The sequence below is a fragment of the Bacteroidota bacterium genome (assembly GCA_034439655.1).
In the GTDB taxonomy this organism is placed as follows: Bacteria; Bacteroidota; Bacteroidia; order UKL13-3; family UKL13-3; genus CANJUD01.
Genome location: JAWXAU010000020.1, coordinates 1 through 15,884, shown reverse-complemented (window position 1 = coordinate 15,884; position 15,884 = coordinate 1). Strand labels below are relative to the sequence as shown.

Genomic DNA, 15,884 nt, shown 5'->3' with positions numbered 1-15,884 from the left:
GTGCATAATTAGCAACAGTATTAAATTCTGATATTGATGAACTTAACCGTCCTTGGTACTTTAAGGTTTTTTCAAAGAATTTTATTGTTAATTTTTTCTTATGGATGCAAATAACAAGAAAAAAGTTCTAGAATCGAATCTTCTTTATACAACTTCTTCAAAAAAATGATATATTTAAACAAGGTTTAAATATATCACTAGCGTGTGTTAATAATGAGCAAATAGTTATGGCTATGTTATGACGCATAAGATGCGTGAGGGATAGCAGCGGATCTGCCGCCGGCAGGCCACAGTGAGGGGTCGATAGCTATCGGGCGAGCAAGGACTTGCAGCGAATAGCCCGACGCCGCTTCGGCGGCACGCCCTGAGAATATTTTTAATTTTATATTTTATATTTTGCCCCGCCGCGGCGGGATTTTTTTTTATTTTACAAAAGCCGAGTCATAGTCTTCATTTAATCAAATAAACTTTATCGAACCATCATAGTTAAAAACAGCAATGGGGATACCGCTTTAATGCCATATTTATTATATTTTTGCATGGCCTAGAAAAAAATAAGTACACCAAGGCAACGTTTTTTATTTATGAAGTCTGTTCAGCATCTGAACAGAAAATGAAATCAGCTACTGATGAAGAGCTAGTGCAGGGCTGCATTTATCTCTTGGTAGCGGGTCATTTATCAATTACCATCCCAATATTTTTACTAGCCCATAAAACACCAATGTGGCACCAATGATATTTAAGCCATATAATACATATTCGAAATAGGGGTTGTCGAACTCAATTGATAATAGTATAAAGAAACCAATTAGAAGTATTGCTGCACCTATCAGTATTGCAATAAAACCGTGATTTCTAATTTTGGCATGATAGACTTTTTGAGTATGATATATAATATCCGAAATTTCGTCTTCTCCAAATCCTTCACTAGATAAAATAGTATGTATTTCTTGCAGCGATTTCCCATCCACTCGATATTGCATTGCTTGATATAATAGATTTGGCTCCATGCTGTTAAGATTTAAAGAACAAATGTAAATCAAGTTTTACAAAAAAGAAACACAGGTGCTAATTTATAAGTGGAACAAATAGTTATTTGATAATGATTAATGGTTTCCGCCGCGGCGTATTGCTGACGCCGTATAGTTGTAATTCGTTTCGCCGCGGCGAACGACATTCGTAATTATTTAATATGGCATTAAACATTGCTTTCAAGCACTTCCTTTATCTTTAGTAAAATCGGATTCCATCCTTCTCCTCCATTATAGGAATCCTTATATCTTTTTTCGCCATCTGCTACAGTATTATAATCTCCTTGGGTAACGGTCAAAATAGTTTGGTCGTTTGGCGTGTGCAGATTTGACACCTTTGCTTGCGTGCCCGATTGCAAAGTTGGCAAATCTGAATGTAAACTGTACGTTACCGTTAAATAGTTTTCAGGAATATCTTCTATATTGGGATTATTGGGGTCGATGACGGTATAGGCTAAAAATATATCAGGTTCTATTTTTACAATATTCCCTTTTACGGCTATAAATTCTTTTCCTTCATAATCCATCCGCCAAATTAAACTGCTTCCTACTTGCCAATCGGAAACTGTTTCGCAACCAAACATATACTTTTTTGTTTGCTCAGGATTTACCAATGCGTCCCATACTATAGCAGCAGGGGCATTGATGGTGATAGTGTTTGTTATGATTAAGGGCTCCATGGTATTTTATAATTTTTATTTTAAATTTTTTATTTTTCCAGTGATGAACTCAGACTGACAACGATTGGCAAAAGTAAGCTATTACCAGTAAACCCACCAAAAACTAGATTATTGGACAACATCCGCAATTTCTCACATAACGAGAAGTTTTCCATATAAACTCCACAGACGTAAAAAGACTGATTGAATTACAGATTTCTCACCTACGTTTGCCGTACAAATAAAATAAAACAACAAAATGGACGCAACAAAAATGATCAAGGCTTATTGCCTTAACACCAAAGAAAAGAATGTACCTATGCAGGATGCTGTAGTAAGCAAAACTGCTAAAGGTGGCTACATGGCTAAAGGACATGATGGCAAAGGCAACAAAATGGCTGCTATTATGGGCGAAGCAAAAGCCCTGCAAGCTATTAAAGATGGCGTAGCTAAAAAAGGTTTCTAAGCCATCCCGATAGCTTTCGGGACTAAAAATTTAAAAGGTCAGCTCCATGAGTTGGCCTTTTTTGTTTTATTGGTTTAAGGTTTTTGATTTACGATGTAGATCTCCGCTGTTAGGAATTAACTTTTCAAATTTTATTACTGAGCATTTTAAAAATTGAACCAATATTTGGGGATAGGAATCGTGATTATTTTCACAATATTTTTCAGAGCGGCATAAAAGTATATTTTGATGATGGCAGCATAAAACTGGCCTCTCCAAATTTCTATCGCAATGACTCTGAACCCAAAAACAGTAGTATTCTAAATGAAATAATGGTTACTGGAGATGTTCATTTTAAGCATGGAAAGTATAAACTTAAATACGAAAATCCCCAAATTAATAAATATATAAACTTCGTCAACAGGAAAACTAACAAAACAATAAATACCTTTTTAATACCAAAATCTATTTATGTTCAAATGAAAGAACGATTTTTAAACCTATTCTTTTAGCAGAGGTACAAAGAGATGGAAATAATGGCAAAATTTATAGAATAGACTCAACGACAAAACAAACGTTCCATGGAATCGACAAGGATGGCAATAGAATAGACTCAGCTACAAAATATAAGTTTCATAATATCGTCATGGATTCAATAAACGGAAAAAATGGATCGGATGGTTGATGGTATTAGGGGCCAGGATTTGGACATCAGGGTAGGCCGAGCAAACAATATTGATTCCATAGCACAAATAACAGTTACTGCGTCCGATACATCCTATATATATTATTTAGATATTATGAATGGCGGTATTTTCTCGCTTTACATCATAGCTGGAAATGGAACAAACGCTGGAGACGGAGGTAAATGTGGGTATATTGAAAAAACGGATTCTGTTCTTAAATGGGGTCTTGCTGGCAAAGGCGGAACCGGAGGTAATGGCGGTAATGGTGGAGATGTGATGGTATATGCCGACAAAATTTATAGGGAATACATAGACCAGATAAGAATAACAAATGAAGGAGGACAGAAAGGGCAAGGAGGAGTAAGTTTTCTACAAATAACGCTTTCAATTGCACCTAAAGCAGGATATTATTACAACACTGATCCGGCTCTTATAATGTCTGGAAGAGGTAGGCTCTATTATACAAATTCTGAAATAGCATATAGCCCTCCAAAGTGGAATGTTGCGAAAATGCCAAAAACGAATACTCCATATAAGCATGGAGCTCCTGGTAAAAATGGAACGATAATTTATACATATTATTGAAAATTGCGGTCTTCCACAATGCATAGTTCCCTATGCGATTGAGCTATATAAATCTTAGCTTCTCGGATACGAAACAAAAACTGTTATGCAAGTTTCGGGGAGATATTTTTGTAATAATTGGTGATGCCAATGATATCATCTTTAACAGCGGGCCTGCTAACAAAAGAATAACTCATAAGCCTTTTTCAACATCGTCAATTGTTATATCAAAGTCAGCTATATCTTTGGGGTTAGTATAATAGTCACTTAGTCTTTCATCGATAATTTTCTTTTGCCACGGTTCTAATTCCAGCACATTTTCTGCTTCTTCTTTCTGCAAATCAGTGTACTTTGATTTTAGCGTTTGCCATTCTTCAATAGGAAAAATATAAAATGTAACCCTTCGATTCTAACAGATTCTTCGCTCGAACTATCACTCAGAATGATGGTAGGATTAGCTCGCCATCGCAGCGGCACCACCTACAATCTCGCTTAACTCTTTGGTAATAGATGCTTGACGTGCTTGGTTATATTGTAGTTTCAACTCATTAATTAATTCACCAGCATTGTCGGTAGCTTTATCCATCGATATCATACGGGCACCATGCTCAGCAGCAAATGATTCTAGGCAGGCTTTATATAATTGTGTTTTGAGTGAACGTGGAATTAAATCTTCCAATATTTCTGTTTTATCGGGCTCAAATATATAATCGTTTTTGCTTGCAGCATTACTGTCGGATTTTGCTTTTGCTACGGGCAACATTTGCTCATCGGTAAGTATTTGTGTGGCCGCATTTTTAAAACCATTATATAGTATTTCCACTACATCATATTCCTTATTGGCAAATGCTTCCAATATCCATTCGGCTGCTGCAAAAGCACCATCAGAGTTTAGGTTTTGGAACAAATCTCGGAAATTAGTAATCTGTTTGATGTATTTATATTTATTGAAAAATTCCTGGCCTTTTTTGCCAATAAACATCATATCTAATTTGCCGGCATCAGCAATATCTTTATATTTTTCGGTAATTAAAGCACGTCCCATTTTGCCCACATTGGCATTAAAACCTCCGCATAATCCACGGTCGCTGGTAATTACAACCAATAATATTTTTTGTACTTTGCGTTGGCTGAAATAACTTTTTAATTCAGGCGAATCAATATTGTCACCCACGTTTTGCATAATACCTTGCAGCTTTTGGGCATAAGGTCTCATTTGCATAATGGCAGTTTGTGCCCTACGCAATTTGGTAGCACTCACCAATTTCATGGCTTTGGTAATCTGCTGTGTTGAGCTTACCGACTTGATGCGTACCCTTACTTCTTTTAAATTTGCCAAAACAATTTAATATTTAATATTTACTCCGTCGCGACGGATTTGATTTACGATTGATAACTATGTAATAAATCTTTACAAACGCTTTCCAAAACATCAGTAACAGATTCATCAATTTTTCCAGCTTTCAAAGCTTTCAAAGTATCATTATGTTTGGTATCTAACATTTGCAAATAAGCGGCTTCAAAATCACGTACTTTTTCGGCAGGGATTGAGTTCAATAAACCTTTACTTCCTAAGTATACAATAGCTACTTGTTTCTCGACCGACATAGGAGAGAACTGTCCTTGTTTCAAAATTTCCACGTTACGAACTCCTTTGTTCAACACGGCTTTGGTAGCTGCATCGAGGTCGGAACCGAATTTAGAAAATGCTTCCAATTCACGATATTGTGCTTGGTCAAGTTTAAGAGTACCAGCCACTTTTTTCATTGATTTAATTTGAGCATTACCACCCACACGACTTACTGATATACCCACGTTAATAGCAGGGCGTACACCTGAGTTGAAGAGGTTGTTTTCCAAAAATATCTGACCATCGGTAATAGAAATTACGTTGGTAGGAATATATGCTGATACATCACCAGCTTGTGTTTCAATAATAGGGAGAGCAGTTAGTGAACCTCCACCTTTTACGATGGCTTTCATCGATTCAGGAAGGTCATTCATTTGCGAAGCGATTTCATTATTGGCAATAACTTTACAGGCACGCTCTAATAAACGACTGTGCAAATAGAATACATCACCAGGATAAGCTTCACGCCCTGGAGGACGACGAAGCAATAAAGATACTTCACGATAAGCAACGGCTTGTTTTGAAAGATCATCATAAACAATTAATGCAGGACGACCTGTATCGCGGAAAAATTCACCGATAGCGGCACCGCCCATCGGGGCAAAGAATTGCATGGGTGCTGGATCGGAAGCAGTAGCAGTTACCACAACTGTATAAGGCATCGCACCATTGTCTTCCAAGGTTTTTACTATTTGAGCAACGGTAGAACCTTTTTGCCCGATAGCTACATATATACAATATACTGGATTGCCAGCATCGTAAAATTCTTTTTGGTTGATGATAGTATCAATAGCAACTGCGGTCTTACCAGTTTGGCGGTCGCCAATGATTAACTCACGTTGGCCACGACCGATTGGAATCATCGAGTCGATAGCTTTGATACCTGTTTGCAAAGGCTCTTTTACAGGCTCTCTAAAAATTACCCCAGGGGCTTTACGCTCCAAAGGCATTTCATATAGTTCGCCAGTGATGGGTCCTTTTCCATCTATGGGATTACCGAGTGTATCCACTACACGGCCCAATAAACCTTCACCTACTTTAAGCGAAGCAATTTTGCCTGTACGTTTTACGGTATCACCTTCTTTTACATTTTCTGAGCTACCTAGCAACACCGCACCCACATTGTTTTCTTCAAGGTTAAGTACGATACCACGGAGGTTGTTTTCAAATTCAATCAGCTCGCCCGACTGAACTTTGGTAAGCCCATAAATACGGGCAATACCATCACCTATTTGTAATACAGTACCTACTTCTTCAAGTTGTGATTCACTTTTGAAGCCCGCAAGTTGTTCGCGGATAATGGCTGATACTTCGTCTGGTCTTATTGTTGACATGATTATAATAGTTTATGAAATATGAACTTTGTTAAGTGTCTGTTTAATTTTGGTGAGTTGGTTTGAGATGCTGGCATCATACAAACCATCTTCGGTACGGATAACGAGACCCCCAATAATATTGGGATCGACAGCCGTTTCTAGTATTATTTTTTTTCCTGTATTTTTTTGAAGATAAGCTTCAATTTCCGCCTTGGGCTTTTCGGCAAGAGCAACAGCCGTAGTTACTTTTACTTTAATGATACCATTAATAGTATTAAATAGATTTGTAAAAGAATTGCAGATATCCCATAATAAAGGTTCACGTTTTTTCTCAATTACCAAATTCAAAAACTGATAAGTAGTTTCACTCACTTTGCCTTTAAATACCGCGTCTACAATAGTTGTTTTTTTACCGCTATTAATGATAGGGCTTTGTAATACATTAAATAAATCGCGGTTACTTTTTAAAGTTCCCAAAATCAAATCCACATCAGCCTTCACTGCATCCAGTTGTTTATTGGCTACTGCTAAATCAACCAATGATTTTGCATAACGTCCAGATACTCTATGTTCAGCCATTATATATTAGTTAAGGTTAAGATGATTGATATAATCAGCAATCAGAGCATCTTGCTCGGTATTCGATTCCAATTTTTTGCGAAGAATTTTCTCAGCAATTTCTACCCCAATAGTTGCAGATAGATTTTTAAGCTCGGCCATGGCAGCAGATTTTTCTTTTTCGATACTGTCTTTTGCTTGGGCTATCATGCGACGACCTTCTTCATCAGCCGATTTTTTTGCAGTGGCTACAATTGAGTCACGCATTTCTTTGGCTTCTTTCAAAATTTTGTCACGCTCGATGCTGGCCTCTTTTAGCATTTTCTCATTGCCCGCCTTAATGTTTTCCATCTCGAGGCGAGTTTTTTCGGCGAGTTCGAGTGAGTCCGTGATTTTTTTCTCACGATCGTTCAATGCTTTGAGGATAGGTCCCCAAGCAAATTTGCCTAATATAAAGAGTAATATTAGGAAGACTACAGTGGCCCATACCAGCAGTCCGAGTCCGGGTGTAACTAAATCCATATTGGGTTAAGTATTACTTGGTTTTTTTTTAATTGAAAAAATTTGATGCACTTGTATAAAGCCACAGGTGGAAAGCAGATGCCCGCCACCTGTAACTTTGTTAAAGATTTGTTGCAGATTAAACGAACAAGATCAACAAGCACAGCACGATACCAAAGAACACAGCACCTTCTACAAGGGCAGCGGCAAGGATCATGTTTGTACGGATGTCGCCGATGGCTTCTGGCTGACGGGCAATAGATTCCAAGGCACTACCGCCAATGCGGCCAATACCTACACCTGCACCCAATGCAGCAATACCAGCACCGATACCTGCACCCATTTTGGCAAATCCTGCTGAATTGTCAACAGCCGCTTGCATAATTACATTTAAAAGACTCATGGTTTTATTTATTTAATTGTTAGTTATATTGAGTTTAAAATTATATTCTATTAATGATGTGCTTCTTCATGGTGATGTTCTTCGCCTGCTTGTCCAAAATACATGGATGCAAGTAAGGTGAAAACGTATGCTTGAAGGAAAGCTACCAAAAGCTCGAGACAGTTCATGGCTAAGTTAAAGGCAACCGATAATACCGTTACACCATAACCGAGTGGTTTGCTCATTTCGCCAAATATAAATATCAAGCTAAAGAAGCCCAGTATGATAATATGTCCTGCTGTAATGTTTGCAAACAAACGTATCATTAATACCAGTGGTTTTAAAAACACGCCCAATATTTCGATAGGCACTATAATAATATACATAGCTATAGGTACTGGAGGCATGAATATATGTTTCCAATAAGCTGCATTGGTTGAGAAAGTTGTTATAATAAAGGTAAGTACTGCCAATACCATGGTAACGGCTATATTGCCAGTTACGTTAGCCCCGAATGGAAAAATAGGGATAAGCCCCATAAGGTTATTAATAAGGATGAAGAAAAACACCGTTAATAAGAAAGGCATATAACGGGCATATCTTTTTTCGCCGATGGAAGGTTTTGCAACATCATCACGGATGAACAAAATAACAGGCTCAAGAAATGATTGTACACCATATAATTTGCCTGAATTCTTTTTGTAACGTTTGGCAGCATAAAGAGCAGCAACTAATAAAAGCAAAACTCCGAGCAACATACTTGCTACATTTTTGGTAATGGAGATATCGTAGAATTTATGTCCGTCCTCAGCAACAATTTTTTTGTTGACCAATTTATATCCCATATAAGAGGCATGGCCATGTTCGAAATGTGAAGAAGAGAAATTTTCGAGGCCTTTACCAGGGCTATATATAATAACAGGAAGAGATATGCTAACAGGATGACCATTATAATCCCACAAATGCCAATCGTGGTTGTCTTTAATGTGGTCGAAAATCATTTCGCCCGGTTTAAATTTGTCGTGGGCTTTATCGTGATGCTCAGAAGTGGCTTCGTGAGCGGGCTCGTGTTCGGCCTTGGCTACCGAAAATGTCGTGAAAAACACGAGTACTCCAAAATATTTGAAGAAATAATTTATAAACTTTCTTGATTTAACAGTACTTCTCACGGATTTAATTCTTTTTTGAAAACGGTCGCAAGGTAGTTATCAAATTCATAATTTCAAATCCTGTGAATAAAATATTTAATAATAAATAAGAAACGATGAATGGAATATTAAGCGGCACAGTGGAGTCCCTTAGAAAGATAAGCCAAGCAGCCAGTCCACCCACACTGAACATGAGGTGCAAACTTAGCCCTGTCATAAAAGCTTTGATAAATAATTTGTTGTTTTTTCCCACACCCATCATGCTGATGAAAAAAACCAACAAAGTAATCGCTAAATAATATAAAATGGCTGGATAGACAGGTTTCAAGTTCCATTTAGGCATTAACATTTGTAAGCCATAATTAACCGCACAACAAATGGCAGTGAGGATTAGAATTTTAACAGTAAACTTTTTCATTCGGGTTGCAAAGTTGCGGTCTTTTATTTTAAAAATGATGATAATAAATATTATATAACGATTTTTGCAGCAAATGTCTTGGTTTACGAATTACAAAAAGAAAGTTTTTTACCGTGCTTTTATCCGCTGGTTCAATAGGGTATCGCTCCCTGGGCTAGAAAAAGTGCCCATTGGGGCAATTGTAAAATATTTTACTTTCACTTTTCAGTACAACGATATTAGTATGCGGGCTTCGGCAATGGCCTTCAATTTTTTTTTAGCTTTGTTTCCTGCCGCCATTTTCTTTTTCACCCTCATCGCATTTATCCCCATTGGCGATTTTCATAAAGAGATCATGTCGTACCTAAGCACTTTAATTCCAACAAGTGCATTTAAAGCTGTCGAAAAAACATTGACCGATATATTGAAAAACCAACACGGGGGCTTATTGTCATTTGGTTTCTTTTCGGCCATGGTGTTTGCCAGCAATGCTTTTTTTAATATGTTCAAGGCATTCAGTTTATATGACTCGGCAGAAGAAAAACGAACCGAGTTAAAAAGAAGGTTACTTTCATTATACCTTACACTTCTGCTATCTTTAGCGGTGGTAATCGCTATTGCTTTATTCACGGTGGGGCAGTATGGATTGAACTGGATGGCTCATAAACATTATATATCAGATAAGTTTACTTATTACACGCTGGTAGTGGTGAAATGGGCTTTCACTATTTTTTTATATCAGCTTGTAATCGCAAGTATGTATTATTTTGGCAGTACTGTAAAAAGGAAGTTCGATTTGCTCAACCCAGGTATCCTGTTGGCCACTGCTTTCACAATAGGGGCCACTGCTATATTTGCCTATTATGTAAACAATTTCAATTCCTATAATAAATTGTATGGTTCAATAGGAACCTTATTGGTTATTTTGCTTCTTATTTATTTCAATGCCCTCATTATTTTATATGGTTATGAATTGAATGCGGCGTTAGAAAAACTAAAAGAGAAAAAAATAAACCCTGAGACAATCACTGCTGAGCAATTGGAAAAAGAAGTTGTTTTGGAGAATAAGCCTATTAAGGAATAGGATTCAAGATTCAGTTCGCCGCGGCGAATAGGGGCTTGGCATCATAAGCTATCGACAAAAATAAATCAAGCGTCAGCAACAAATCATAGATCGTAAATCAATAATCAAACATCGTAATCGCCGCGACGAGGTATATCGTAAATCAAAAATCCTTATGTGGAATAAATTTCTTATCTATTTATATATCAGAAAGCCTGTAAATACGGGTACTAAGCCTGATATCAATGTTCGTTTTATGCATGGAATGAACCGTATTTCCATCTTTATGTTCCTTATTGCGTTAATTGTAATCGTGATTCGTTATTTGTTTTAAATCAATATGTTATACAAGTGTGGACTAAAAAATCTGAATGCTAGGAAAATTAGACCTATATTTGCAACGCTTTTTAGCTATATAACTTTACATGTCAAAAATTAAATTTGCAAATCAAGATAACCAATTTTTCAATACCCTACGTGATCGTATTAATGGTTATTTCATCCAAAACAAAATAAACCCTACTGGTAACTGGAAGCTTTACCTCAAAACAGGAATTCTCATTGCCTCGCTCGCATTCATTTATTCTTGGTTGGTGTTTTTTACCCCATCTCAAATATGGTTGGTTGTAGCATTGTGTTCTATTGGCGGACTTAATGTTGCCGCTATTGGTTTTAATGTGATGCACGATGGAGCCCACGGTAGTTACTCGCAAAGCAAATGGGTGAACGAAGTGATGGCTCATTCCTTAAATGTATTGGGCGGTAACTCATTCCTTTGGAAACAGAAACACAATCAAAATCACCATACTTATACCAATGTTGAAGGTATGGATGATGATATAGACATCAAACCTTTTATGCGTTTGCACAAAGAACAACAACATAAGTGGTACCACCGTTTCCAACATATATATTGTATGTTTGCTTATGGCTTATTATACTTTTTTTGGGTGTTTTACCGCGACTTTAAAAAGTATTTTACAGGGAAAATTGCTGAGAATACACCGATGAAGAAAATGGACATGGCCGAGCATATTAATTTCTGGGTCTCGAAATTTGCACACATTGCTATATTCTTTGTTATACCTTCTTATTATGTAGGTTTTGTAAATGTATTGATTTGCTATAGCATTATGTCATTTGTGAATGGAGTAATATTGGCTATTGTATTCCAATTGGCACATATCGTTGAGAATACAGAGTTTGTTACCCCAGTAACTATGGATGATAAAATTGAACAGAACTGGGCAGTTCACCAATTGCTTACCACTACAAATTTTGCCACCAACAATCCAGTTCTTATATGGCTATTGGGTGGTCTTAATTTCCAAGTTGAGCATCATTTGTTCCCCAAAATTAGCCATGTGCATTACCGCAAAATCAATAAGATTTTGATTGATACTTGCAAAGAGTTTAACATTACTTATAATGAGTATCCTACTATGTTTGGAGCATTTGTTTCGCATATGAAACATTTGAAAAACCTATCTGTAGCTTCCTAATTTAAAATAAGCAACAAGCCCCGCGGAAGCCTTTGTACCAATGTGTCGGACCCTTTTTGACATGCCTCCAAAGTGTACCGAACCTTACAGAAACTCCAGCAGTATAGCTTAGAGCTGTAAACTCATTAAAGTATTGCCAATTGGTTAAGTTCAAACGATAACTTAATCCTGAAGAGAGTCCTATCCAATCATAAAATAAGTAGATACCAGTTACGCCCATTTCAAGCGGCATAACTTTTAAATCAGTATAATTGTATAATTTATTGGTATCAGTATGGTAATTATATATATGGCCATTACCTCTGCCAATTGATATAGGAACAGAAAATTCCCAATGCTTGGTTTTATAAAAAGTATAATCTGCTTTTATAGCTAAATATTCGAACGTGATTTTTCGTAGTGCTTTATATTCAAAAGCAGTTCCCTTATTAATCGTAACATCATAAGGTGTTGAGAAAGCTGTAGTGTAATAAGCTAAACCTACATCTAATCTTTTTCCATAATTTACCCCGCCAAATATTCCAAATACGTTTGCCGGGAAACTATTTACAAAAGAACGACGGCCATCTAAATATCCAGTAAGTGATGGTTTTTTTTTGACCGCACAAAGAAAAGTATCACAAAATGATTTGAATTCACTTTGTGCCTGGGCTTGAAAAATCATGCAGGTAAAAAATAAAACGGAAACGAATCTGATTTTCAAAAAATGGGGAATAATTTGTGTGCAAATATCGTAACTAATTTCGCTATATAAAGTTACAAGTTGCCTAATTTCGTCCACACATTATGACAAGTAATATAACTGAACTCAAAAGCATTGCCTCGCAGGTTAGGCGTGATATCGTAAGAATGGTGGCAAGTGCAAAATCAGGTCATCCCGGTGGCTCACTTGGCTGTGCCGATTTTTTTACCGCACTTTATTTTGGTGTGATGGAGCATCATCCTGGAAAGTTTAATATTGATGGGAAAGGAGAAGATATTTTCTTTTTGTCGAATGGTCATATTTCTCCAGTATTTTATTCAGTGCTGGCACATAGTGGTTATTTCGATAAAAAAGAGCTGGCTACTTTTCGTATGATTGATAGCCGTTTGCAAGGGCATCCTACCACACACGAGCATTTGCCCGGTGTGCGTATTGCTTCTGGCTCATTGGGCCAAGGACTATCAGTAGCGGTGGGTGCAGCTATTGCTAAAAAACTGAATGAAGATAATAAAACTGTATATTGCCTTTGTGGCGATGGCGAATTGCAGGAAGGACAAATATGGGAGGCACTCATGTTTGCGGGGCACAACAAAATTCACAATCTTATTTTAACAGTTGATGTAAATGGTCGACAAATAGATGGAGACACCAAAGATATTATGGGTTTCCAAAATCTGCGTAGCAAGTTCGAAGCATTTGAATGGAAGGTAATTGATATGGAGGGAAATGATATGGAAGATGTGATGAACAAATTGCAAGAAGCCAAAACACTTGGTCAAAAAACAGGCATACCCGTTTGTATATTAATGAAAACAGAAATGGGACAAGGCGTAAACTATATGATGGGCAGCCATAAATGGCATGGCATATTCCCCAATGCCGAACAAACTGCAGATGCACTTGGTCAATTGGAAGAAACTTTAGGTGATTATTAAGATGTACGATGTACCTCGTCGCGGTGAGTACGATTTACGATTTACGATTTGTCACGCTGTCCCTCCGCAAGCTTGCGGGGTTATTGGGATTATCGAAGAGTTGCGATTTACTATGGATGACCTCAGTAACAAATTGCCAAGTTGTGAATTTTTTCATAAGCTCAACTAACTTGTAAATATATTATATACTATCGAAACCCCGCCAAAATATTATATACATCCTACAGCCATTATAGATGATGGTTGTGGAATAGGGGAGGGCTGTAAAATTTGGCATTTCTGCCATATAATGCCTGGTAGCAGTCTGGGTAATAATTGTATATTGGGACAAAATGTAATGGTAGCTCCCGGTGTAGTTTTAGGTAATAATGTAAAAGTGCAAAACAATGTATCATTATATACAGGTGTTGTTTGCGAAGATGATGTTTTCTTGGGGCCGAGTATGGTTTTTACCAATGTAATAAACCCGAGAAGTTTTATAGAACGCAAAGAAGAATTTAAAAAGACTATCATAAAACGCGGAGCAACAATAGGTGCCAATGCTACTATTATATGTGGCAATACCATCGGTGCTTATGCTATGATAGGAGCGGGCTCTGTAGTAACTAAAGATATCCTAGATTATGCATTGGTAGTGGGTAATCCTGCTAGGCAAACGGGATGGGTAAGTGAGCGGGGGAATAAATTAATATTCAATTCAAATAATGAAGCCACTTGTTCTGAAAGCGGACAGAAATATATATTAAAGGATGGTTTGGTGAGATTGATATAAATTTATTTTTTTAGTAAAAAATAATTTGAATATTTTTGCCATGTAGTGGATTATATGTTTAATTAAAATATTTCTATAATGAAAAACATATTGATTGTAATTGCACGTTTATTTTCTTTTAACTAAGGATGAAGGGAAATTATTGAAATATGTTGCATTGCATGCATTATATGTACATGCAGATAGAAAAGGGTATAATGAAAATTTCTTTAATATAGATTACTTCGGTGAGCACAGAAGATTAAAAAAGGAAGAATAGGGTATTTGCTATCATGTTTTGATTGTGAGTTAAATCTAACCCCAAATCATTTAAATTTGCAATTATTTTGAAGCGTTACTTATGATGAGATTCTTCGTAGCGTCTATAAAGTATTTCTAAATATTAGAAATTATCGTTTGACGAGACTCAGAATGACGGTGTAAAAAAATGAAAAATGCAAAATAAAAAATCAAAAATACTCGTGACCGGCGGTATTGGCTATATCGGTAGTCATACTGCAGTGGCCCTCATTGAGCAAAACTATGAAGTTATTATAGTCGATAATTTATCCAATAGCCATTTGTTTATATTGGATCGCATTGAGCAAATTAGTGGCGTACGTCCCAAGTATTATAATATGGATGTGTGCGATGCCGTGCAAATGGACAAACTATTTGCTGAGAATAGTGATATATCAGGTGTGATACATTTTGCTGCGTATAAAGCTGTGGGAGAATCGGTGGCCGAGCCCTTGAAGTATTATCATAATAATTTGGGCGGACTCGTTACCTTAATACAGTCCATGCAAAAACATCAAGTAAAGAATTTGGTGTTCTCTTCTTCGTGCAGTGTATATGGAAATGCAACCCAATTACCGGTGGATGAAAATTGTCCTTTACAGCCCGCAGAATCACCTTACGGAAACACGAAAAGAATTTGCGAAGAGATATTAGTTGATACGACAAAAACAGGAACTATCAATGCAATTGCGTTACGTTATTTTAATCCGATAGGTGCCCACGAGTCAGGATTGATAGGGGAGTTGCCCATTGGTCAACCCAGTAATTTGATACCAGTTATTACACAGACAGCGGCTGGTTTACGCGACATGATCACTGTTTTTGGTAGTGATTATAATACACCCGATGGAACTTGTATACGCGATTATATACATGTAGTTGATATTGCAGATGCACATGTGGCCGCAGTAGAGCGTATGTTAAACAACAAACAATTATATACGTATGAATTATATAATTTGGGAACTGGTGAAGGCGTTTCGGTAAAACACGCAATAAATACTTTTGAAGCAACTACAGGGGTGAAAGCCAATCACCAGTATGGCCCAAGGCGTGACGGTGATGTCATACAAATTTGGGCCGATTGCACCAAGTCGAACAAGGAGTTGGGTTGGAAAACAAAATTATCATTGGCTGATGCGATGATCTCTGCATGGAAATGGCAGCAGGAGATTTTGAAGTTGGGGTTATGAGTAAGGTGCATGTTTGTCAGTCTGTCCCGATAGTTATCAGGAATTCGAAGACTAGACAAACATCTACTCATCATTGGCCATATATATATATATATATAGTATAAATAATCTAAGCACTTG

At 37.0% G+C, this 15,884-nt stretch carries 20 protein-coding genes; 8 read left to right on the top strand and 12 right to left on the bottom strand.

Translation table 11 applies throughout. The features are described from left to right. Nucleotides 1-683: 683 nt before the first annotated feature. Together SGJ10_01485 and SGJ10_01480 are read right to left on the bottom strand one after the other, a co-directional pair. A complete protein-coding gene (locus SGJ10_01485) occupies nt 684-1,010 on the bottom strand; it encodes a hypothetical protein (GenBank protein MDZ4756796.1) in 327 nt (108 codons plus the stop codon). A gap of 188 nt (nt 1,011-1,198) precedes the next feature. Continuing rightward, on the bottom strand, nt 1,199-1,711 hold the full coding sequence (locus SGJ10_01480; protein ID MDZ4756795.1) for an SRPBCC domain-containing protein: 513 nt from the start codon (nt 1,709-1,711) through the stop codon (nt 1,199-1,201). Between the two features lie 238 nt (nt 1,712-1,949). On the opposite strand from SGJ10_01480, the gene SGJ10_01475 reads away from it, so the two are divergent. Beyond that, entirely contained in the window at nt 1,950-2,156 is a 207-nt protein-coding gene (locus SGJ10_01475) for a hypothetical protein (GenBank protein ID MDZ4756794.1), read from the top strand. A gap of 656 nt (nt 2,157-2,812) precedes the next feature. After that, entirely contained in the window at nt 2,813-3,406 is a 594-nt protein-coding gene (locus SGJ10_01470; protein MDZ4756793.1) for a hypothetical protein, read from the top strand. Nucleotides 3,407-3,578: 172 nt separating this feature from the next. Here the strand turns inward: SGJ10_01470 and SGJ10_01465 are convergent, their stop codons facing one another. The 8 genes from SGJ10_01465 to SGJ10_01430 all read right to left on the bottom strand — a co-directional run bounded on the left by SGJ10_01465 (nt 3,579) and on the right by SGJ10_01430 (nt 9,338). Then, nucleotides 3,579-3,725: a hypothetical protein gene (locus SGJ10_01465; protein MDZ4756792.1), complete on the bottom strand. Its 147-nt coding sequence runs from the start codon at nt 3,723-3,725 to the stop codon at nt 3,579-3,581. 114 nt (nt 3,726-3,839) lie between these two features. Further along, nucleotides 3,840-4,724 (bottom strand): ATP synthase F1 subunit gamma, encoded by an 885-nt coding sequence (atpG, locus tag SGJ10_01460; protein MDZ4756791.1) that lies wholly within the window; start codon nt 4,722-4,724, stop codon nt 3,840-3,842. 44 nt (nt 4,725-4,768) lie between these two features. Next, nucleotides 4,769-6,349, bottom strand: coding sequence for a F0F1 ATP synthase subunit alpha (gene atpA, locus SGJ10_01455; protein ID MDZ4756790.1), 1,581 nt, complete (start codon nt 6,347-6,349; stop codon nt 4,769-4,771). 12 nt (nt 6,350-6,361) lie between these two features. After that, the gene (gene atpH, locus SGJ10_01450) at nt 6,362-6,910 is read right to left on the bottom strand and encodes an ATP synthase F1 subunit delta (GenBank protein ID MDZ4756789.1); all 549 of its coding nucleotides are present in this window, start codon (nt 6,908-6,910) and stop codon (nt 6,362-6,364) included. 6 nt (nt 6,911-6,916) lie between these two features. Beyond that, nucleotides 6,917-7,411 (bottom strand): F0F1 ATP synthase subunit B, encoded by a 495-nt coding sequence (locus SGJ10_01445; protein ID MDZ4756788.1) that lies wholly within the window; start codon nt 7,409-7,411, stop codon nt 6,917-6,919. A 118-nt stretch (nt 7,412-7,529) separates the two neighbouring features. Next, on the bottom strand, nt 7,530-7,793 hold the full coding sequence (gene atpE / locus SGJ10_01440) for an ATP synthase F0 subunit C (protein ID MDZ4756787.1): 264 nt from the start codon (nt 7,791-7,793) through the stop codon (nt 7,530-7,532). Between the two features lie 50 nt (nt 7,794-7,843). After that, nucleotides 7,844-8,941: a F0F1 ATP synthase subunit A gene (gene atpB, locus SGJ10_01435; protein ID MDZ4756786.1), complete on the bottom strand. Its 1,098-nt coding sequence runs from the start codon at nt 8,939-8,941 to the stop codon at nt 7,844-7,846. Nucleotides 8,942-8,945: 4 nt separating this feature from the next. After that, nucleotides 8,946-9,338: a hypothetical protein gene (locus SGJ10_01430; GenBank protein ID MDZ4756785.1), complete on the bottom strand. Its 393-nt coding sequence runs from the start codon at nt 9,336-9,338 to the stop codon at nt 8,946-8,948. A gap of 73 nt (nt 9,339-9,411) precedes the next feature. Between SGJ10_01430 and SGJ10_01425 the strand changes: the two genes are divergently transcribed. The 3 genes from SGJ10_01425 (at nt 9,412) to SGJ10_01415 (ending at nt 11,882) form a co-directional block, all read left to right on the top strand. After that, a complete protein-coding gene (locus tag SGJ10_01425) occupies nt 9,412-10,401 on the top strand; it encodes a YihY/virulence factor BrkB family protein (GenBank protein ID MDZ4756784.1) in 990 nt (329 codons plus the stop codon). Between the two features lie 154 nt (nt 10,402-10,555). After that, nucleotides 10,556-10,714, top strand: coding sequence for a DUF6728 family protein (locus tag SGJ10_01420; protein ID MDZ4756783.1), 159 nt, complete (start codon nt 10,556-10,558; stop codon nt 10,712-10,714). A gap of 91 nt (nt 10,715-10,805) precedes the next feature. Continuing rightward, a complete protein-coding gene (locus SGJ10_01415; protein MDZ4756782.1) occupies nt 10,806-11,882 on the top strand; it encodes an acyl-CoA desaturase in 1,077 nt (358 codons plus the stop codon). A 1-nt stretch (nt 11,883) separates the two neighbouring features. On the opposite strand, the gene SGJ10_01410 is transcribed toward SGJ10_01415, so the two are convergent. Beyond that, the gene (locus SGJ10_01410) at nt 11,884-12,546 is read right to left on the bottom strand and encodes a hypothetical protein (GenBank protein ID MDZ4756781.1); all 663 of its coding nucleotides are present in this window, start codon (nt 12,544-12,546) and stop codon (nt 11,884-11,886) included. A 122-nt stretch (nt 12,547-12,668) separates the two neighbouring features. Between SGJ10_01410 and SGJ10_01405 the strand changes: the two genes are divergently transcribed. Beyond that, nucleotides 12,669-13,520, top strand: coding sequence for a transketolase (locus SGJ10_01405; protein MDZ4756780.1), 852 nt, complete (start codon nt 12,669-12,671; stop codon nt 13,518-13,520). Nucleotides 13,521-13,554: 34 nt separating this feature from the next. Here SGJ10_01405 and SGJ10_01400 read toward each other — a convergent pair whose 3' ends face one another. Then, a complete protein-coding gene (locus SGJ10_01400) occupies nt 13,555-13,677 on the bottom strand; it encodes a hypothetical protein (protein ID MDZ4756779.1) in 123 nt (40 codons plus the stop codon). Between the two features lie 33 nt (nt 13,678-13,710). Here SGJ10_01400 and SGJ10_01395 point away from each other — a divergent pair, with 33 nt between their 5' ends. Further along, the gene (locus SGJ10_01395) at nt 13,711-14,292 is read left to right on the top strand and encodes an acyltransferase (GenBank protein MDZ4756778.1); all 582 of its coding nucleotides are present in this window, start codon (nt 13,711-13,713) and stop codon (nt 14,290-14,292) included. A gap of 434 nt (nt 14,293-14,726) precedes the next feature. Continuing rightward, nucleotides 14,727-15,764, top strand: a complete 1,038-nt coding sequence (gene galE, locus SGJ10_01390; protein MDZ4756777.1) for a UDP-glucose 4-epimerase GalE — start codon at nt 14,727-14,729, stop codon at nt 15,762-15,764. Nucleotides 15,765-15,884: the final 120 nt, after the last annotated feature.